14 protein-coding genes are annotated in these 20,668 nt (G+C 70.7%); all 14 read left to right on the top strand.

Features of this window, described 5'->3' with window-relative positions:
- The first annotated feature begins 137 nt into the window (after positions 1-137).
- Positions 138-1,157, top strand: coding sequence for a rod shape-determining protein (locus tag RBJ65_RS15500; protein ID WP_266719674.1), 1,020 nt, complete (start codon positions 138-140; stop codon positions 1,155-1,157).
- A 153-nt stretch (positions 1,158-1,310) separates the two neighbouring features.
- The gene (mreC, locus tag RBJ65_RS15495; RefSeq protein ID WP_306323057.1) at positions 1,311-2,291 is read left to right on the top strand and encodes a rod shape-determining protein MreC; all 981 of its coding nucleotides are present in this window, start codon (positions 1,311-1,313) and stop codon (positions 2,289-2,291) included.
- A 19-nt stretch (positions 2,292-2,310) separates the two neighbouring features.
- A complete protein-coding gene (gene mreD, locus RBJ65_RS15490; protein WP_306323056.1) occupies positions 2,311-2,991 on the top strand; it encodes a rod shape-determining protein MreD in 681 nt (226 codons plus the stop codon).
- 116 nt (positions 2,992-3,107) lie between these two features.
- Positions 3,108-5,306, top strand: a complete 2,199-nt coding sequence (gene mrdA, locus RBJ65_RS15485) for a penicillin-binding protein 2 (protein WP_306323055.1) — start codon at positions 3,108-3,110, stop codon at positions 5,304-5,306.
- A gap of 3 nt (positions 5,307-5,309) precedes the next feature.
- Complete coding sequence (rodA, locus tag RBJ65_RS15480; protein ID WP_306323054.1) at positions 5,310-6,506, top strand: rod shape-determining protein RodA; 1,197 nt, start codon at positions 5,310-5,312, stop codon at positions 6,504-6,506.
- Between the two features lie 133 nt (positions 6,507-6,639).
- The gene (locus RBJ65_RS15475) at positions 6,640-8,166 is read left to right on the top strand and encodes a CYTH and CHAD domain-containing protein (RefSeq protein WP_306323053.1); all 1,527 of its coding nucleotides are present in this window, start codon (positions 6,640-6,642) and stop codon (positions 8,164-8,166) included.
- A 41-nt stretch (positions 8,167-8,207) separates the two neighbouring features.
- Complete coding sequence (locus tag RBJ65_RS15470; RefSeq protein ID WP_306323052.1) at positions 8,208-10,151, top strand: TIGR03960 family B12-binding radical SAM protein; 1,944 nt, start codon at positions 8,208-8,210, stop codon at positions 10,149-10,151.
- Between the two features lie 94 nt (positions 10,152-10,245).
- Positions 10,246-11,133: a hypothetical protein gene (locus RBJ65_RS15465; RefSeq protein WP_306323051.1), complete on the top strand. Its 888-nt coding sequence runs from the start codon at positions 10,246-10,248 to the stop codon at positions 11,131-11,133.
- 46 nt (positions 11,134-11,179) lie between these two features.
- Positions 11,180-12,001 (top strand): TIGR03936 family radical SAM-associated protein, encoded by an 822-nt coding sequence (locus RBJ65_RS15460; protein ID WP_306323050.1) that lies wholly within the window; start codon positions 11,180-11,182, stop codon positions 11,999-12,001.
- A gap of 250 nt (positions 12,002-12,251) precedes the next feature.
- Positions 12,252-16,517 carry a ribonuclease E/G gene (locus tag RBJ65_RS15455; RefSeq protein WP_306332141.1) on the top strand — a complete coding sequence of 1,422 codons (4,266 nt, stop codon included), beginning with the start codon at positions 12,252-12,254 and terminating at the stop codon, positions 16,515-16,517.
- A 280-nt stretch (positions 16,518-16,797) separates the two neighbouring features.
- Entirely contained in the window at positions 16,798-18,120 is a 1,323-nt protein-coding gene (locus tag RBJ65_RS15450) for a phospholipase D-like domain-containing protein (RefSeq protein ID WP_306323875.1), read from the top strand.
- Between the two features lie 199 nt (positions 18,121-18,319).
- Positions 18,320-18,640 (top strand): 50S ribosomal protein L21, encoded by a 321-nt coding sequence (gene rplU, locus RBJ65_RS15445; protein ID WP_306323874.1) that lies wholly within the window; start codon positions 18,320-18,322, stop codon positions 18,638-18,640.
- A 14-nt stretch (positions 18,641-18,654) separates the two neighbouring features.
- A complete protein-coding gene (rpmA, locus tag RBJ65_RS15440) occupies positions 18,655-18,909 on the top strand; it encodes a 50S ribosomal protein L27 (RefSeq protein ID WP_306323873.1) in 255 nt (84 codons plus the stop codon).
- Between the two features lie 136 nt (positions 18,910-19,045).
- Positions 19,046-20,494, top strand: coding sequence for a GTPase ObgE (gene obgE, locus RBJ65_RS15435; RefSeq protein WP_306323872.1), 1,449 nt, complete (start codon positions 19,046-19,048; stop codon positions 20,492-20,494).
- The last annotated feature ends 174 nt before the right edge of the window (positions 20,495-20,668 follow it).

Genomic DNA, 20,668 nt, shown 5'->3' with positions numbered 1-20,668 from the left:
AAGACCCTCGCGCCGTGATCGTGCAGGCGAGACTACGATGGAGCCTCCACGCCACACCGCGTCCACCCTCTCGCCTACCTGACAAGCCATCAAACGCTCCACTTGGGAAGGCCAGACGAATCCTGATGGGGAACTCAATGTCGTTCATCGGCCGTGACATGGCTGTCGACCTCGGGACCGCCAACACGCTGGTGTACGTCAGGGGTCGAGGGATCGTGCTCAACGAGCCGTCCGTGGTCGCGATCAACACCAACACCGGTGGCATCCTCGCGGTCGGCGCCGAAGCCAAGAAGATGATCGGGCGCACGCCGGGCAACATCGTGGCCGTCCGCCCGCTCAAGGACGGCGTGATCGCCGACTTCGAGATCACCGAGCGAATGCTCCGCTACTTCATCCTGAAGGTGCACAAGCGGCGCTACCTCGCCCGGCCTCGCGTCGTCGTCTGCGTGCCGTCCGGCATCACCGGCGTCGAGCGCCGCGCGGTCATCGAGGCCTCGTCGCAGGCCGGTGCCCGCCAGGTGCACATCATCGAGGAGCCCATGGCCGCGGCCATCGGCTCCGGGCTCCCGGTCCACGAGGCCACGGGCAACATGGTGGTCGACATCGGCGGCGGCACCACCGAGGTCGCGGTGATCTCGCTCGGCGGCATCGTCACGGCGCAGTCCATCCGCGTCGCGGGCGACGAGCTGGACAACGCGATCATCCAGCACATCAAGAAGGAGTACTCGCTCCTCCTCGGTGAGCGGACCGCCGAACAGATCAAGATCACGATCGGCTCCGCGTACGACCTCGACTCCGACGAACACACCGAGATCCGCGGCCGCGACCTTGTGTCGGGGCTGCCCAAGACCGTCGTCATCTCGGCGGCGGAAGTCCGCAAGGCGATCGAAGAACCGGTCAACGCGATCGTCGACGCCGTGAAGACCACCCTCGACAAGTGCCCGCCCGAACTGTCCGGTGACGTAATGGACCGCGGCATCGTTCTCACTGGTGGCGGCGCCCTGCTGCGCGGCCTCGACGAGCGGCTCCGCCGCGAGACGGGCATGCCGATCCACATCGCCGAGGACCCGCTGGACAGCGTGGCGCTCGGCTCCGGCAAGTGCGTCGAGGAGTTCGAGGCGCTCCAGCAGGTCCTGGACGCCTCGCCGCGCAGATGATGTAAAGCGAAAACGTCCGCCGTACGAGTGCCTGCCACCTCGTGCGGCGGATCGTTGATATATAGGCAAGGCATAAGAAATCCTCCGAAGTACCGCTCGACGTAACCGAGTACCGCTCGACGCAACCGATAGAGGAAGGCACGGCCGCCGCACGTGAGGGACACACGAGAGAGCCGGCTGCTCCTGGTGCTGCTGATCGCCATCGCGTTCGCACTGATCACGGTGGACATCCGCGGCGGCGAGGACTCGCCGGTCGACGGTGCCCGCCACGCCGCCGCCACGGTCTTCGGCCCGGTGGAGAACGGGGTCTCCGGCGCGGTCGACCCGATCGGCAACGCCATAAGCGCCGTCCGGGACTCCGACAAGCGGCACGACCGCATCGGCCAACTGGAGCAAGAGAACGCCGCGTTGAAGGCCAAGCTCGGCAGCAGCGACCGCAACCGCAGCAAGGTCCGCCAGCTCGACGCCATGCTCAAGACCGCCGGCGCAGGCCAATACGGCATCAAGGGCGCCCAGGTCGTCGCCATCGGCGCCGCCCAGGGCTTCTCCTGGACCGTCACCATCGACGCCGGCGCCAACGACGGCCTCAAGCGCGACATGACGGTACTCAACGGCGACGGACTCGTCGGCCGCGTCACGACCGTCGGCCCGAACACCTCGACCGTGCTGCTCGCCAACGACCCCGACTTCACCGTCGGCACCCGCATGGAGAAGACCGACGAGCTCGGCTTCGCCTCCGGGCAGGGCGACCGCCCGCTGCGCGTCCAGCTCCTCAACGGCAAGGCCAAGGTGAACAAGGGCGACCGCCTCGTCACCTTCGGCTCGCAGGCCGACAAGCCGTTCGTGCCCGGCGTCCCCGTCGGCCGCGTCGTCCGCGTCGACCCCTCCGGCGGCGACCTGACCCGCACCGTCTACGTGAAGCCGTACGTCGGATTCACCAAGCTCGACGTCGTCGGCGTCGTCGTGCAGGCACCCCGCGAGGACCCCCGGGACACGGTCCTGCCGAAGAAGCCCGCCAAGCCCAAGCCGACACCCACCGTCACCGTGACCGCCACCCCGGGCGCGGACGACGCGGGCAACGGCGAGGGCGGCGGCAACGGCGCCGCAGACAACAACGCAGACCAGCAGCAGTAGCAGGAGGAGCAAAAGAATCATGCGCTTCAACCGGATGCTGCTCTCCACGGTCCTCGTCGTCGTGGCCCTCGTCCTCCAGGTCTGCATCCTGGCCCGGCTGCAACTGCCCGGCGCCGTACCCGACCTGCTGCTCCTGACCGTCCTCGGCCTCGCCCTCGTCTACGGCCATGTCGGCGGCGCCTTCGTCGGCTTCGGCGCCGGACTGCTCGCGGACCTCGCGCCGCCCGCCGACCACGCCGCGGGCCGCTACGCGCTCGTGCTCTGCGTCATCGGCTATCTGGCAGGACTCGCCAAGCCCGAGAGCGGCCAGATCCGTTCGGCCGCGGGACCCATGCTCGTGGTCGTCGGCGCCGCCGTCGGCACGACCCTGCTGTACGCCGGTGTGGGCGCGCTCGTCGGCGACACCGCCGCCCGCGACGTCGGCCTCGGCAGCCTCATCTTCACCGCCGCGCTCTACGACCTGCTGCTCGCCCCGTTCGTCGTACCCGGCGTCATGTGGCTCGCCAGACGTGCCGAGAGCAACCCGCTCGGCGAGACCTCCGGCGGCTCCGCCAAGGCCGCCGACGTCTCCTCCGGCTGGGTCTCCGGCGGCGGCACGGGCCTGAGCATCGGCGGCAAGGGCGGCGGCGGACTGCGCATGCGCTCGGTCAAGGCGCGCGCCTCCCGCGCGGGCCGCATCAAGGGGGTCAAGCGCCTGTGAGCGCACGGCAGTTGACCCGCGAAGCCACCGGAGAAGCCGCGGGCACACACAGCTTCGGCGTGTACACCTACTCGTACTCGTACACGTCCTCGTACTGAGAGGGGGAGCACGCCACCGTGACCAACATCCCCGAGACGGGCCGTACGCCACGCGTCCAGATCCGGCTCATCATCCTTCAGATCCTCGTCCTCTCCCTCCTGCTCACCCTCGGCGGCCGCCTCTGGTACCTCCAGGTCCGCAACGGCGACGAGTACGCCAAGGAGGCGTCCGGGAACCACGTCCAGCAGGTCGTCACGCCCGCCACCCGCGGCTCGCTGCTCGACGCGCGCGGCGTGCCGCTCGCCGACAACGAGACCCGGCTCGTCGTCTCCGCGTCCCGCACCGACCTGATGAAGATGGACGACGAGGGCAAGGCCGTCCTCGCCAAGCTCGCCAAGGTCCTCGGCATGAAGCCCAAGACCATCCAGGAGAAGGTCAGGCTCTGCGACGCCGAGACGCCGCAGCCCTGCTGGAACGGCTCGCCGTACCAGCCCATCCCGATCACCGACGAGGCAACTCCCAAGCAGGCCCTGCAAATCCGCGAGCGCAGCGAGGACTTCCCCGGCATCACCGCCGAACCCACCGCCGTCCGCCGCTACGCGGGCCCCGGCGGCTCCAACACCGCGCAGGTCCTCGGCTACCTCTCCCCGGTCACCGACGCGGAGATCGAGAAGGCCAAGAACACCGACTCGCCCTACCTCCGCTCCGACCAGGTCGGCCGCTCGGGACTTGAGCGCACCTACGACAAGGAGCTGCGCGGCAAGGCCGGTGTCACCCGCTACGAGGTCGACAACCTCGGCCGCGTCATCGGCCGCGCCGAGAGCGACAAGGCCGAGCCGGGAGCCAACGTCGTCACGTCGATCGACGCGCGCGTGCAGTCCGTCGCCGAGAAGGAGCTCGACGCGGCGATGAAGGCCGCCCGCCACGAGTTCGACAAGAACACCGGCGAGAACTACAAGGCCGATGCCGGTTCCGTCGTCGTCATGGAGGCCAAGACCGGGCGCGTCGTCGCCATGGCCTCCAACCCGACGTACGACCCGAACGCCTGGGTCGGCGGTATCTCCGGCAAGGACTACGCCAAGCTCACCGGCAAGAAGTCCAACTACCCGCTCCTCAACCGGGCGATCCAGGGCCAGTCGGCGCCAGGCTCGATCTTCAAGGTGATCTCGTCGACCGCCGCGGTCAACGCCGGGTACCCGTTCAACGGCCGCTACCCGTGCACCAGCTCGTACTCGATCGGCAGCCAGGTCTTCAAGAACTTCGAGTCGGAGAACTTCGGCCCGATCAGCCTCGGCCGCGCCCTTGAGGTCTCCTGCGACACCGTCTTCTACGGCCTCGCCCACAAGGAGTGGCAGAAGCTCGGCGGCATCCACCCCAAGGGCGGCGTCGACGCCGACGACTCCTTCTACAAGACGGCCCACCAGTTCGGCCTCGGCAAGGAGACCGGCATCGACCTGCCGAACGAGGTCAACGGCCGGGTCCCCGACCGGAAGTGGAAGCAGGAGTACTGGAAGGCCAACAAGGACGCCTGGTGCAAGGGCGGCAAGAAGGACGGCTCCTACGTCGAGCGGCTCAACTGGGAGAACTGCCGCCAGGGCAACGTGATGCGCGCCGGTGACGAGGTCAACTACTCCATCGGCCAGGGCGACACCCTCGTCACCCCGATCCAGATGGCCCGGATCTACGGAGCCATCTCCAACGGCGGCACCCTCTACCAGCCCTCCGTCGGCAAGGCCGTGGTCAGCCCCGACGGCAAGCAGGTCAACGAGATCGCGCCCAAGTCGCAGGGCAAGCTGCCCATGACGAAGCAGACCCAGCAACACATCGACCAGGCCCTCGCCGGCGTCGCCACCCGCGGCACCGCCGCCTGGCGCTTCGGCGGCTGGCCGCAGAACAAGATCCCGATGCACGCCAAGACCGGTACCGCGGAGGTCTACGGCAAGCAGACGACGTCGTGGTTCGCGACGTACACGAAGGACTACTCGGTCGTCATGACGATCGCCCAGGGTGGTACGGGTTCCGGCGCCTCGGGCCCCGCCGTCCGCAAGATCTACGACGCGATCTACGGCGTCGACAACAAGGGCGGCATCAACAAGAAGAAGGCCCTGTTGCCCGAGCCGCAGAAGAGCCTCCCGAAGATCCAGAAGGACGGCTCCATCGACGCCCCGAAGATCGAACCGTTCCAGCCGGTCAAGGACACGACGCCCGCCCAGCAGAACCTGGCGGCGACGCTGCCCACCTCCACGTACGGCAACAGCAGCAGTAGGAGGGACTGACCGGTGACCGGCAATGGCTTCTCCGTCTCCGGCTACGGGCCGCAGCGCTCCACCATGTCGCGGCTCATGGCCCGCGACTCGGTGGTGCGCAGGCTCGACTGGCCGATGCTGCTCGCGGCGGTCGCGCTGTCCTTCATCGGCGCCGCGCTCGTCTACTCGGCGACCCGCAACAGGACCGAGCTCAACCAGGGCGACCCGTACTACTTCCTGTTCCGGCACCTGCTGAACACCGGCATCGGCATCGCGCTGATGGCGGGCACGGTCTGGCTCGGGCACCGCACGCTGCGCACGGCCGTCCCGATCCTCTACGGCATCTCCGTCTTCCTCGTCCTCCTCGTCCTCACGCCGCTCGGCGCGACGGTGAACGGGGCGCACGCCTGGATCGTCATCGGCGGCGGATTCTCCCTCCAGCCCTCCGAGTTCGTGAAGATCACGATCATCCTCGGCATGGCGATGATCCTCGCGACCCGCGTCGACGCGGGCGACCGCGAACACCCCGACCACCGCACGGTGCTCCAGGCCATCGGGCTCGCCGCCGTCCCGATGCTCATCGTCATGCTGATGCCGGACCTCGGCTCCGTCATGGTGATGGTGATGATCGTGCTCGGCGTGCTGCTCGCGTCGGGTGCCTCCAACCGCTGGGTGCTCGGCCTGATCGGCGTCGGCGCGGCGGGCGCGGTCGCCGTCTGGCAGTTGGGCGTCCTCGACGACTACCAGATCGCCCGCTTCGCCGCCTTCGCCAACCCGGCGCTCGACCCGGCGGGCGTCGGCTACAACACCAACCAGGCCCGCATCGCGATCGGTTCGGGCGGATTGACGGGGTCCGGCCTTTTCCACGGCTCGCAGACCACCGGCCAGTTCGTCCCCGAACAACAGACGGACTTCGTCTTCACGGTGGCCGGCGAGGAGCTCGGCTTCGTCGGCGCGGGCCTCATCCTGCTGCTGCTGGGTGTGGTGCTGTGGCGTGCGTGCAAGATCGCGCGCGGCACGAGCGAGCTGTACGGCACGATCGTCGCGGCCGGCATCATCGCCTGGTTCGCCTTCCAGGCCTTCGAGAACGTCGGCATGACCCTCGGCATCATGCCGGTGGCGGGCCTGCCGCTGCCGTTCGTGTCGTACGGGGGGTCGTCGATGTTCGCGGTGTGGGTGGCGGTGGGGCTGTTGCAGTCGATCAAGGCCCAACGCCCGATGTCGGCCTGATCGCCGCGGGCCGCTCTTCAAGCCAGCGCAACGCCGGTTCGGTACATCCAGCCCCGCCGGCGCTTGAGGCGCGGGGTCCGGGGCGGAGCCCCGAGACCTTGGCCACGGCGCCGGTCACGACTAAATTCGGTTCATGGCGGAGACCAAGCGCGAAATCGAGCGAAAGTACGACGCCCCGGCCGAACACTTCCGGCTACCCGACCTGCGCAAGGTCCCCGGCGTCTCGTCCGTCGTCGACAAGGGCGTCGTCGAACTCGACGCCGTCTACTACGACACCGAGGACCAACGCCTCGCCACCGACAAGATCACGTTGCGCCTCCGCAGCGGCGGCGACGACGCCGGCTGGCACCTGAAACTCCCGGTCGCCCTCGACGAAGGCATCCGCGACGAGGTGCAGGCCCCACCCTCCGCCACCCTCCCGCGCACCCTCGCCGGCCTCGTCCGCTCCCGGGTCCGCGGCGACGCGCTGATCCCGGTCGTCCGCCTCCGCTCCTCCCGCGACGTCTCCCACCTCACCGGCGCCGACGGCTCACTCCTCGCCGAGGTCTGCGTCGACGCCGTCCGCGCCGAACGCGCCGACGGGAAGCGGACCACCGCCTGGACCGAGATCGAGGTCGAGCTCGCGGACGGCGCCGACCCGGCCTTCCTCGGCAAGGTCGAGAAACGCCTCCGCAAGGCAGGCGTCGAACGCTCCGGCTCCGCGTCGAAGCTGGCGCGGGCGCTGGCGGAGACCGGGGCTGAGCAACGTACGAAGACGAAGACACAGCGCCCCACCGGCGCCCCCGACACCGCCGCCGCCCACGTCCTCGCCCACCTGCGCGCCCAGCGCGACGCCCTCGTCGAGCTCGACCCCGCCGTCCGCCGCGACCTGCCGGACTCGGTGCACCAGATGCGCGTCGCCACCCGCCGCCTGCGCAGCGCGTTCAAGACGTACAAGAAACTCCTCGACCCGGCCGTCACCGAACCCGTCGGCGAGGAACTCAAGTGGCTCGCCGCCGAGTTGGGCATCGACCGGGACCGCGAAGTGCTCACCGAACGCATCACCGGCCGCATGGACGCGCTGCCCCGCCCCCTGCTGCTCGGCCCCGTCCGCGGCCGCCTGCGCACCTGGGCCGCCGCCCGCCGCCAGGGCTCGCGCCGGCACACGGTCGCCGTCCTCGACAGCAAGCGCTACCTGGACCTCCTCCAGACCCTCGACGCGCTGCTCGCGGACCCGCCCCTGAAGCCCGCCGCCGACCGCCCGGCCGCCGCGACCCTCGCCAAGGCCGCCCTCAAGGACCACGCCCGCCTCGCCACCCGTATCGAACACGCCCTGTCCCTCGACCCGGGCGAGGACCGCGACCTCGCGATGCACGACGCCCGCAAGGCCGCCAAGCGCGCCCGGTACGCGGGAGAGGCCGCGGCCCCCGCCCTCGGCAAGCAGGCGAAACGCTTCGCGCGCGCCATGAAGGACGTACAGACGGTGCTCGGCGACCACCAGGACAGCGTCGTCGCCCGCGAGGCCCTGCGCGACCTCGCGGTCCAGGCGCACGCGGCGGGGGAGTCCGCCTTCACCTGGGGCCTCCTGTACGGCCAGGAACAGGCGTCCGCGGCGGACCGGGAGCGGGAGCTGCCGGGGGTCTGGGGACGGGCTGCGGAACCGTCCCTTTCGGCGGGTTAGGCTTGAGGGTCACCCCTGTCAGCTCACGAAGGTCCACGGTTATGCCTGCCGAAGCCGCCGCCTCGCCGGTGGAGTCCGTCTTTCCGCAGCTCGAAGCCTTGCTGCCGCACGTGCAGAAGCCGATCCAGTACGTCGGCGGTGAGCTGAACTCCACGGTCAAACCGTGGGAGGAGTGCGACGTCCGCTGGGCGCTCATGTACCCCGACGCGTACGAGGTCGGCCTGCCCAACCAGGGCGTCATGATCCTGTACGAGGTGCTGAACGAACGCGCGGGCGTCCTCGCCGAGCGCACGTACAGCGTGTGGCCGGACCTCGAAGAGCTGATGCGCAAGCACGACGTGCCGCAGTTCACGGTCGACAGCCACCGCCCGGTGAAGGCCTTCGACGTCTTCGGGCTCAGCTTCTCCACCGAGCTCGGCTACACGAACATGCTGACCGCGCTCGACCTGGCCGGCATCCCGCTGGAGTCCAAGGACCGCACGGTCGAGGACCCGATCGTCCTCGCGGGCGGCCACGCGGCCTTCAACCCGGAGCCGATCGCCGACTTCATCGACGCCGCCGTCATCGGCGACGGCGAGCAGGCCGTCCTCGACATGACGGAGATCATCCGAGGCTGGAAGGCCGAGGGCCGCCCCGGCGGCCGCGAGGAGGTCCTGCTCCGCCTCGCGAAGACGGGGAACATCTACGTCCCCGGCTTCTACGACGTCGAGTACCTGCCCGACGGCCGCATCGGCCGCGTCGTCCCGAACCGCTCCGGCGTCCCGTGGCGCGTGTCCAAGCACACGGTCATGGACCTCGACGAGTGGCCGTACCCGAAGCAGCCCCTCGTGCCGCTCGCGGAGACGGTGCACGAGCGGATGTCCGTCGAGATCTTCCGCGGCTGCACCCGCGGCTGCCGCTTCTGCCAGGCCGGCATGATCACGCGTCCCGTACGGGAGCGAAGCATCACCGGCATCGGCGAGATGGTCGACAAGGGCCTCAAGGCGACCGGCTTCGAGGAGGTCGGCCTGCTCTCCCTGTCCTCGGCCGACCACTCCGAGATCGGCGAGGTCGCCAAGGGGCTCGCGGACCGGTACGAGGAAGACAAGATCGGCCTCTCCCTCCCCTCGACCCGCGTCGACGCCTTCAACATCGACCTCGCCAACGAGCTGACGCGCAACGGCCGCCGCTCGGGCCTGACGTTCGCCCCCGAGGGCGGCTCGGAACGCATGCGCAAGGTCATCAACAAGATGGTCAGCGAAGAGGACCTGATCCGTACGGTCGCCACGGCCTACGGCAACGGCTGGCGCCAGGTGAAGCTGTACTTCATGCTCGGCCTGCCCACCGAGACCGACGAGGACGTCCTCCAGATCGCCGACATGGCGGCCAACGTCATCGCCAAGGGCCGCGAGGTCGCGGGCAACGACATCCGCTGCACGGTCTCGATCGGCGGCTTCGTGCCCAAGCCGCACACCCCCTTCCAGTGGGCGCCGCAGCTCAGCTCCACGGACACCGACGAGCGGCTCGCCAAGCTCCGCGACAAGATCCGCGGCGACAAGAAGTACGGCCGCTCCATCGGCTTCCGTTACCACGACGGCAAGCCCGGCATCGTCGAGGGCCTCCTCTCCCGCGGCGACCGCCGCATCGGCGACGTCATCCGCGCCGTCTACGAGGACGGCGGCCGCTTCGACGGCTGGCGCGAGTACTTCTCCTACGACCGCTGGATGGAGTGCGCCGCGAAGACGCTGCCCGCGCACGGCGTCGACGTCGACTGGTACACGACGCGTGAGCGTACGTACGAGGAGGTCCTGCCCTGGGACCACCTGGACTCCGGTCTCGACAAGGACTGGCTCTGGGAGGACTGGCAGGACGCCCTCGACGAGACCGAGGTCGACGACTGCCGCTGGACCCCGTGCTTCGACTGCGGTGTCTGCCCGGCGATGGACACGGAGATCCAGATCGGCCCGACGGGCAAGAAGCTGCTCCCGCTGACCGTGGTGAAGTAGGCGGAACCCGCAAGTACGCGTGTGGGGCGGCCGGTTGACGAACCGGCCGCCCCACAACTGCATCCGGACGTCGGCCGGTTGCGTCTGGGGAGGCATGGAAGGCGTGCAGGACAAGAAGACGGAGCCGTGGCCCGCGCGGCCCCAACAGGCCGACGAGGGCTGTCTCGTGGCGGCGATCAGGCTGCCGCTGCGCATCGTGATGGTCGTCCTCGTGGTGCCGCTGCGACTCGTGTGGGACGCGCTCGTGGCGGTGGGCCGCTTCCTCGGCCGGTACCTGCTGCTGCCGCTCGCGAAGGCGATCGGCTGGGTGCTGTACGGGGTTTTCGTGTGGCCCTGCGAGATGCTGTGGCGCTACGTGCTCACGCCGATCGGACGTGGACTGGCTTGGCTGGGACGGGTGTTGATCGTCATCCCCGCCGTATGGCTGTACGCCCATGTCCTCGCGCCCGTCGGACGGGCCCTGTGGGACTACGTGTTGGCGCCGCTCGGACGTGGACTCGCCTGGCTGGGGCGGGTGTTGGTGGTCGTGCCGCTGCTCGCGGTGTGGCGGTGGGTGCTGGTGCCGGTCGGGCGGGCGCTCGCCGCCGTGGGGCGGGCCGTGGGGGCGGTGCTCGCCGTCGTCGGGCGCGAGATCTGGGACGCGCTGCGCGTCGCGTGGCGGATCGCCGGGTACGTGTCCCGTGCCGTCGGCCGGGCGCTGCGGTGGCTGATCGTGGACCCGCTGCGGTGGGTGTACCGCACGGTGCTCACTCCGGTGGGGCACGTGGTGCGCGACTACGTGCTGGCGCCGGTGGGCCGGGTCGCCGCGAGCGTCCGCGCCGCCGCCCGGCAGGCGCGCGCCGACGTCCGCCGCGCCCTCTTCGGCCCGCCGAAGCAGCCTGAACCGCTGGTCAGGGACCAGCGGGAACCGGGGGCCCCGCAGGGTCGTACTCTTGATACGAGTACGACCGATCTCACGAAGACCGCATTCATTAAGGAATAGACCACTGGGCAAGCGACAGCCCGTAGGCCCGCCGCCCGCACCCGCGGTGCAGCGCATCCGACTGCGCTACACCAAGCGCGGCCGCCTCCGGTTCACCAGCCACCGTGACTTCCAGCGCGCCTTCGAGCGCGCGCTGCGCCGCGCCGAGGTGCCCATGGCGTACTCGGCGGGGTTCACGCCGCACCCCAAGGTGTCGTACGCCAATGCCGCACCCACCGGCACGGGCAGTGAGGCCGAGTACCTGGAGATCGCGCTCACCGCGCCGCGCGACCCCGCGAAGCTGATGGCGCTGCTCGACGAGTCGATGCCCACAGGACTCGACATCGTGGACGCCGTCGAGGCCCGCACCTCGGGCCTCGCCGACCGGCTCGCCGCCTCCGTGTGGGAGCTGCGGCTCGACGGGGTCTCGGTCGAGGAGGCCGCGCGCGCCGCCGAGGCGTTCCGCGCCGCCGAGACCGTCGAGGTCCAGCGGAAGACGAAGAGCGGGATCCGGACGTTCGACGCCCGCGAGGCCGTCGTCGGCCTGGAGGCCCACGAGTCTCATGAGGCCCACAAGGCCTCCGATGTTTCGGCTGGTCCGGCTGATAGGCCCAGCGAGGCGGCCTGTGCGATACTGCGGCTGGTTGTTCGGCACGTGACGCCTGCCGTACGACCCGACGACGTCCTGTCCGGTCTTCGCGCCGTGGCCGACCTGGCGCCGCCGGTCCCCGCAGCGGTGACCAGGCTGGCGCAGGGGCCTTTCGACGAAGAGACCGGCACGGTGACCGACCCGCTCGCGCTCGACCGCGAGGCAGACCCGACCGCCCCACAAAAGGCGGCCACGGGAACTGCCACCGCGACGGCGCCTGCCGTGGAAGGTTCCGCGTAAGGCGGTCGTCGTAGCGCCGCCCTCGTACTCGGGAGCCACCTGGGTCGGGCAGCGCACCCACCCAAGGACTTTCGCCAGGCCGTACGTACATCGCGTACCGGAACCGGCGAGAACAGACATAAAGAGCCTCCGTGCGGCGCCCGCGCCCCGGACCGGCGGCACCGCGCTCATCACGTAGCGCGTGAGCCGCAGACGTCACCGGTCACGGATCAGGCGCGGCGCCCGGAGGCCCGACGGGAGATCCACCCGCATGCCCGAGACCGAACCCACCACCCCTGAGCTGGACAGCCCCAGCGACACCCTGCCCCCGCGCCGTCGGCGCCGGGCCGCGTCGCGCCCCGCGGGCCCGCCGGTCGCCCCGGAGGCCACCGCCACCGAGGACGCCGCAGTCGCCATACCGGCCACTGCCGCGGACACCACTCCGGCCGCCGACACCGAGGCGGACGTCGAGACCCCCGAGACTTCCCCGGCGCCCGTCGCCGCCCCGCCCCGCCGCCGCGCGACCCGACGCGCCTCCGCGCCCGCCGGTGCGCCCGCGCAGGGCGAGGCGACGACCGTGGTGGCGGAGCCCGCCGCCGAGACCGTGCCCGAGGCGGAGCCGGTCGCCGAGCCGGTCGCCGCCGAGGAGCCGGCCGCGCCGCGTCGTCGGCGTCGTGCCACGCGTACCGTGTCGGCGCCGACCGCTGAGACGGCTGAGGCCGCCGAGACCACTGAGGCCACTGAGGCCGCTGTCGCGGCTGAGCCCGCTGCCGAGGAGCCGGCCGCCGCCGACGAGCCCGCCGCTCCACGCCGCAGCCGTCGCCGCGCCACCCGTACCGTGTCGGCGCCCACCGCCCAGGCCGAGGAGCCGCAGGCCGAGGCCGCCGTCGAGAGCGTCGCCGCCGAGACCGTGACCGAGGCGGAGCCGGTCGCCGAGCCGGTCGCCGCCGAGGAGCCGGCCGCGCCGCGTCGTCGGCGTCGTGCCACGCGCACCGTGTCGGCGCCCACCGCTGAGGCCACCGAGACCGCTGAGGCCGCCGAGCCCGCCGCCCCGGCCGAGCAGCCCGCCGCCCAGGCCGAGGAGCCGGTCGCCGAGGAGTCCGGCGCCCCGCGCCGCAACCGTCGCCGTGCCACCCGTGGCGCCGCCGCGCCCAGCGCGCAGGCCGCCCCGCCGGAGATCTCCGACGCCATCGCCGCCGAGTCCGCCGAGTCCGCCGAGTCCGCGGAGCCGGCCGAGGCCGCCGCCGAGCCCGACGCCGAGGACGAGTCGCCGCGCCGCCGTCGCCGCGCCACCCGCAAGGCCGCCGGTGGCTTCGCCGAGCCGAAGGCGACGAAGGCCACGAAGTCCGGGGCGAAGGCGAAGGCCGGCCGGGGCGAGCAGGCCGACGACAAGGGCCCGAAGCGCCCGTCCGTCGCCACGTTCCAGGCCCCGGTCTTCACCGAGCCGATGTTCCAGACGCCGGAGCGCGCCGCCGCCGCTGCCGCGGCCGAGGCCGCCGAGGAGAAGGCCGCCGAGCCCGAGCAGCCCGCCGCCGAGGAGACGCCGCGCCGTCGCCGCCGCCGTCGCGCCGCCGACGAGCAGCCGGCCGCCGCCGTCGAGCCCGCCGCGGACACCGAGGCCGAGGTCGAGTCCGAGCCCGAGGGCCAGGACCAGGACCAGGACCAGCGGGGCGAGGAGAACGACGAGCAGGACGAGCACGGGGACCGCCCGGCCCGCCGCCGTCGTCGCGGTGGCCGTCGCCGCCGTCGGGGCGAGTCCGCCGACGCCGAGAACGACACCGAGAACGAGAACGAGTCCTCCGACGAGGACGCCGAGCCGGCCGCCGCCGAGTCCGATGACGACCGCGCCGAGGCCGACGAGCAGCGCGACGAGTCCGCCGGTTCCGGCGGTTCGAGCAGCAGCCGTCGCCGCCGTCGCCGCCGTCGCCGCGCCGGTGACAGCGCCCCCGAGGGCGAGCAGTCGTCGACCGACGACCCGGAGCGTACGGTCGTCAAGGTCCGCGAGCCGCGCAAGAAGGAAGAGAAGGCCGACCGGTCGACGTCCTCGGACGAGGTGCAGTCCATCAAGGGCTCCACGCGTCTGGAGGCGAAGAAGCAGCGCCGCCGCGAGGGCCGCGAGCAGGGTCGCCGCCGCGTCCCGATCATCACCGAGGCCGAGTTCCTGGCGCGCCGCGAGGCCGTCGAGCGCGTCATGGTGGTCCGCCAGCAGGGCGAGCGCACCCAGATCGGCGTGCTCGAGGACGACATCCTCGTCGAGCACTACGTCAACAAGGAGCAGTCGACCTCGTACGTCGGCAACGTATACCTGGGCAAGGTCCAGAACGTGCTGCCGTCGATGGAGGCCGCCTTCATCGACATCGGCAAGGGCCGCAACGCGGTGCTGTACGCCGGTGAGGTCAACTTCGAGGCGCTCGGCATGGCCAACGGGCCGCGCCGCATCGAGACCGCGCTGAAGTCCGGCCAGTCCGTGCTCGTGCAGGTCACCAAGGACCCGATCGGCCACAAGGGCGCCCGCCTGACCAGCCAGGTATCGCTGCCGGGCCGCTACCTGGTGTACGTGCCCGAGGGCTCGATGACCGGCATCAGCCGCAAGCTGCCCGACACCGAGCGCGCGCGCCTGAAGACCATCCTCAAGAAGGTCGTCCCCGAGGACGCGGGCGTCATCGTGCGCACCGCCGCCGAGGGTGCGAGCGAGGAGGAGCTGCGCCGCGACGTCGAGCGTCTGCACGCGCAGTGGGAGGACATCCAGAAGAAGTCGAAGCAGATCTCGACCTCGTCGCCGAGCCTGCTGTACGGCGAGCCGGACATGACCGTCCGCGTCGTTCGCGACATCTTCAACGAGGACTTCTCGAAGGTCATCGTCAGCGGTGACGAGGCGTGGGAGACCATCCACGGCTACGTCGACCACGTGGCGCCCGACCTGTCGGACCGGCTGTCCAAGTGGACGTCCGAGGTCGACGTCTTCGCGACGTACCGGATCGACGAGCAGCTCGCCAAGGCGCTCGACCGCAAGGTGTGGCTGCCGTCCGGCGGCTCCCTGGTGATCGACAAGACCGAGGCGATGATCGTCGTCGACGTCAACACCGGGAAGTTCACCGGCCAGGGCGGCAACCTCGAAGAGACCGTGACCAGGAACAACCTGGAGGCGGCCGAGGAGATCGTGCGCCAGCTGCGGCTGCGCGACCTGGGCGGCATCGTCGTCATCGACTTCATCGACATGGTCCTGGAGTCCAACCGGGACCTGGTCCTGAGGCGGCTCCTCGAATGCCTGGGACGCGACCGTACGAAGCATCAGGTCGCCGAGGTCACGTCGCTGGGCCTGGTCCAGATGACCCGTAAGCGGGTCGGTCAGGGGCTCCTGGAGTCCTTCTCCGAGACCTGCGTGCACTGCAACGGGCGCGGCGTCATCGTGCACATGGAGCAGGCGTCCGCCTCCGGCGGTGGCGGCGGCAAGCGCAAGAAGCGCGGCCGCGGCGGCAACGGCGAGCACCAGCACGACACGCACGAGGCCCCGGCCGCCGTCGAGCAGCCGGAGACCGAGTCCGCGGCCGAGGTCGCGGCGGAGGCCGCCGCCCCGGTGGCGCTGCCCGAGCCGGAGTTCGTCCCGGACGAGGAGCTGTACTCGAGCGCCGCCGAGGCGGAGGCGGCCGCGGGCCGTGGCCGTTCGCGCCGCCGTGCCACGCGCCGTGCGTCGGCCCCGGCCGGTGCCCCGAAGGCGGAGTCCGAGAAGCCGGCGAGGACGAAGTCCGGCAAGAAGGCGAAGGCGGAGAAGGCCGTCGAGGCCGAGCCCAAGGCGGCGGCCCCCGCGCCCGAGCCCGAGCCGGTCGTCGAGGAGCCGAAGGCCGCCGAGGTAGCCGAGGTCTTCGAGGCCGTCGCGCCCGTCGCCGCCGAGCCGGTGCGGGACGAGGCCCCCGCGCCCCGTGCCCGCCGCCGCGCCACGCGCAAGGCGTCCGCCCCCGCCGGTTCCCCGAAGGCGTCCTCGGAGGAGGCCGCCGCGGTGGTCACCGTCGCGGAGCCGGTCAAGGAGCCGGTGCGGGAGGAGCAGCCGAAGGCCGTCGTGCCGGAGGCGCCGCAGGCCGAGGCGGCCGAGGACGCGGCCCCGGCCCGCCCGCGCCGCCGCGCCGTCCGCAAGGCGACCGCCCCGACCACCACCGGGGAGGCGGCCGTCGTGGTCGTCCCTTCGGCGACGGACGAGGCCGCCGAGGCGCCCGTACAGGAGGAAGCGGCCGAGGAGGCGCCCGCCGCCAAGAAGGCCGCCCGTAAGACGGCCAAGAAGGCGACGGCGAAGAAGGCCGCCACCAAGAAGACGGCCGCGACCAAGACGGCCGCCTCCAAGGAGACGGCTGCCAAGAAGACGGCCGCCAAGAAGGCCACGGCCAAGAAGGCGACGGCGGCGAAGAAGACCGCCACCGCCAAGACCGCCACCGCCAAGACGGCCGCCAAGAAGACGACGGCCAAGAAGACGACCGCGAAGAAGACCGCGGCGGCCGAGCAGCAGTCGCTGCCGTCCGTCTCGGCCGCGGCCGACGAGGCCTGAGGCACCGACGCCCTAACCGGACCGCCCGTACAGGGCCGCCGTACCGGGTGTGACGCCCCGCACAGCTGAGCTGTGCGGGGCGTCGTCGTATGTACCGGCAAGTCGGGCATTGACGTGTTTTCCGGCGACGTGAGGGATCCGGGAGATCTCGAAGAGCACTCGATTCGCGCATTGCCACTTGGAGATCGCTCAACTGCCTGTAAAACTCATGCGGTCGAACAAGTGAAGGACATGGGTGGGCGTGGGGAGACGCGTGCGTATGTCAGGGGAGGGAAATGTGATGGCGCACGTGCGTCTCAGAGGCACGGGCCGGCACCGTGCCGCGAAGCCGGTCAAGGGTGGACGGCAGGTGGTGGCCCTGGCCACCGTGCTCTCGGCGGCCGGAGTGCAGGCGGGGGTCACGGCCGGGACCGCGGAGGCGGACGGGGCGCGGACCTGGACCGAGGGGCCGATCTTCAACAACCCGCTGGGCACGACCCAGGAGCAGTACGCCATCCGCACCCGGCTCGTCGAGCTGACGGACGCGGCGCTGCCCGGATCGACCATCAAGGTCGCCGTCTACCACGTGTGGGAGCAGACGATCGTCGACGCGCTGAAGCGGGCCAAGGACCGCGGCGTACGCGTGCAGATCGTGCTGGACTCGACCAGCAAGACGGACCGGCCGGAGAACACGGTGTACTCGCAGCTGGCCGCGCTGTTCGGCACCAGCCGCGCCAACGGGTCCTTCGTGACGCTGTGCCCCACGGGGAAGTCCTGCCTCGGCGACCCGAAGTTCGGGAAGTCGATCATGCACAACAAGTTCTGGCTGTTCTCGGCGGTCGAGGGCGCCACGAACGTCGTCGTGCAGACCACGTCGAACTCGACGCCCTCCGCGCACACGAAGTTCTTCAACGACGCGCTCCAGCTGCCCAACAACCCGGTCCTGTACGGCGCGTACTCGGACTATTTCGACGACATGGTCCTCAAGGACTGGGCGAACTGGGACTACCGCACGGTCAGCAACGGCCACTACAAGGCGTACTTCTTCCCGCGGGCCGGCACCACGAACTCCACGGACACGCTGCACTCGGTGCTCAACAACGTCTCGTGCACCTACAAGGACGCGGCGACCGGCACCACCAAGCGGACCGTCGTGCGCGCCGCGGTCTTCCAGATCACCCGGCAGGCCATCGCCGACAAGCTGGTCTCGCTGAAGAAGGCGGGCTGCACGGTCCAGATCGAGTACGCGACGTCCGACAGCGGCACCTGGACCTCGATGCACTCCTCCGGCGCCCCGCCGGTGCGCTGCTATAACGACCCGCGGACCTCGCCGACGACGCCGTACATCATCCACACCAAGTACGTGGCGATCGACGGCGTGTACGACGGGGCCCGCAACAAGATCACGTTCACCGGCTCGCAGAACGCCTCGGACCCGGCGCTGCGCGAGAACGACGAGGCGTACGTCAAGATCGACGACGACTCGGTGCACGACACGTACGTACAGCACTTCAACAAGGTGTGGGGCGTCGCGTACCCGGGGGTCTCGGACAATACGAGCCTGTGCAAGGGCGTCAAGACGCTGCCGCAGGACGGTGAGATCAAGAGCGCCACGAAGGCCTGAGGGGTGCGGCGGGGGTGACGGTCGGGGGCCGGTTTGACCCTTCTGTGGGGCGCCCCGTAACCTTGACCGTCGGCGTGTCCATCGATGCGCCTCACTCCCGTAAACCTTCTTTCCTCCCGGCGTCCGCGCGGGGAGAGGCCGCCCGGTTCCGGTGCGGCTGGACTGCGGGGGTTCCGTTCCGAGCGAGAGAGAGATCCGCGTGTACGCCATCGTGCGCAGCGGTGGTCGCCAGCACAAGGTTGCTGTCGGCGACATCGTTGAGGTTGACAAGATTTCCACTGCCAAGGTTGGCGACGCCGTAGAGCTCTCTACGCTGCTCGTTGTCGACGGTGACGCCGTGACCAGCGACCCGTGGGTGCTGGCCGGCATCAAGGTCCAGGCCGAGGTCGTGGACCACCACAAGGGCGCGAAGATCGACATCCTTCGCTACAAGAACAAGACCGGCTACCGCCGTCGCCAGGGCCACCGCCAGCAGTACACGGCGATCAAGGTCACCGGCATCCCCACGGCTGCGAAGTAAGGGACTGAGACAAGATGGCACACAAGAAGGGCGCATCGTCCACTCGGAACGGGCGCGATTCCAATGCTCAGCGGCTCGGCGTGAAGCGCTTCGGCGGTCAGGCCGTCAACGCCGGTGAGATCCTGGTCCGCCAGCGCGGCACCCACTTCCACCCGGGCAACGGCGTCGGCCGTGGCAAGGACGACACGCTGTTCGCCCTTGACGCCGGTGCGGTGGAGTTCGGTACCCACCGTGGCCGCAAGGTCGTGAACATCGTCCCGGTCGCCTGAAACGCCTGACGGCTTTCTGACCTGGATTTTTCGCGAGGCGGACCTCACTTCCCCGACGGGGAAGCGGGTCCGCCTTTCGCGTGTTGAAGTAGAGACATTTCCCGTCGTATCCATTCGTTTGTGGAGGCACTGACCAATGACCACCTTCGTGGACCGCGTCGAGCTGCACGTCGCCGCGGGTAGCGGGGGCCACGGCTGTGCCTCCGTCCACCGTGAGAAGTTCAAGCCGCTCGGCGGCCCGGACGGCGGCAACGGCGGCCGTGGCGGTGACGTGACCCTGGTCGTCGACCAGGACGTCACGACGCTCCTCGACTACCACCACCACCCGCACCGCAAGGCGACCAACGGGCAGCCCGGCGCCGGTGACCACCGCTCCGGCAAGGAGGGCGACGACCTCGTCCTGCGCGTCCCGGACGGCACCGTCGTCCTCGACAAGCAGGGCAATGTGCTCGCCGACCTCGTCGGTCAGGGCACCACGTTCGTCGCCGCGCAGGGCGGCCGCGGCGGCCTCGGCAACGCGGCGCTCGCCTCGGCCCGCCGCAAGGCGCCCGGCTTCGCGCTGCTGGGCGTGCCCGGCGACGAGCGCGACGTCGTGCTCGAACTGAAGACGGTCGCGGACGTCGCGCTGGTCGGCTACCCGAGCGCCGGCAAGTCCTCGCTGATCTCCGTGCTCTCCGCCGCCAAGCCGAAGATCGCGGACTACCCGTTCACGACGCTCGTCCCGAACCTCGGAGTGGTGACGGCCGGCGCGACCGTCTACACGATCGCGGACGTGCCGGGCCTGATCCCCGGCGCCAGCCAGGGCAAGGGCCTCGGCCTTGAGTTCCTGCGGCACGTGGAGCGGTGCAGCGTGCTCGTGCACGTACTGGACACCGCGACGCTCGAATCCGACCGTGACCCGGTCTCCGACCTCGACGTGATCGAGGAGGAGCTGAAGGAGTACGGCGCCGGGCTCGAGAACCGTCCGCGCATCGTGGTCCTCAACAAGATCGACGTACCCGACGGCCAGGACCTCGCCGACATGGTGCGGCCCGACCTGGAGGAGCGCGGCTACCGCGTCTTCGAGGTGTCGGCCGTCGCCCACAAGGGCCTCAAGGAGCTGTCGTTCGCGCTCGCCGAGCTGGTGTCCGGCGCGCGTGCCGCGAAGCCGAAGGAGGAGGCGACCCGGGTCGTCATCCGGCCCAAGGCCGTGGACGACGCGGGCTTCACCGTCAGGCGCGAGGACTACGAGGGCGCTCCGCTGTTCCGGGTGCGTGGTGAGAAGCCGGAGCGCTGGGTGCGCCAGACCGACTTCAACAACGACGAGGCCGTGGGTTACCTCGCCGACCGGCTCAACCGGCTCGGCGTCGAGGACGAGCTGCTGAAGGCGGGCGCCCGGCACGGTGACGGAGTCGCCATCGGCCCCGAGGAGAACGCGGTCGTCTTCGACTGGGAGCCGACGGTGATGGCGGGCGCCGAGATGCTCGGCCGCCGTGGCGAGGACCACCGTTTCGAGGCGCCGCGGCCTGCCGTGACGCGGCGGCGCGAGAAGCAGGCGGAGCGGGACGAGTCGCAGCAGGAGTACGACGACTTCGAACCGTTCTAGCCTCCGGCGACCGGGTCGTCCGGGCGGGCCGCACCCCTTGGGGCGCGGCCCGCCTTTTGCGTTGGTGGGGGTTCGGGTGGGGGTGGCGGGGGCCGGGGTGGGTGGTGCCGGGGGCGGGGTCTTTGGGTTCGGGTGCGCGGCGCCGGGGTTTTGGGGCGGTACCGGGGTGGCTCT

Origin of the sequence: Streptomyces sp. KL109B (genome assembly GCF_030766935.1) — a bacterium.
GTDB lineage: Bacteria > Actinomycetota > Actinomycetes > Streptomycetales > Streptomycetaceae > Streptomyces.
This window is presented reverse-complemented; position numbering and strand designations above follow the sequence as displayed.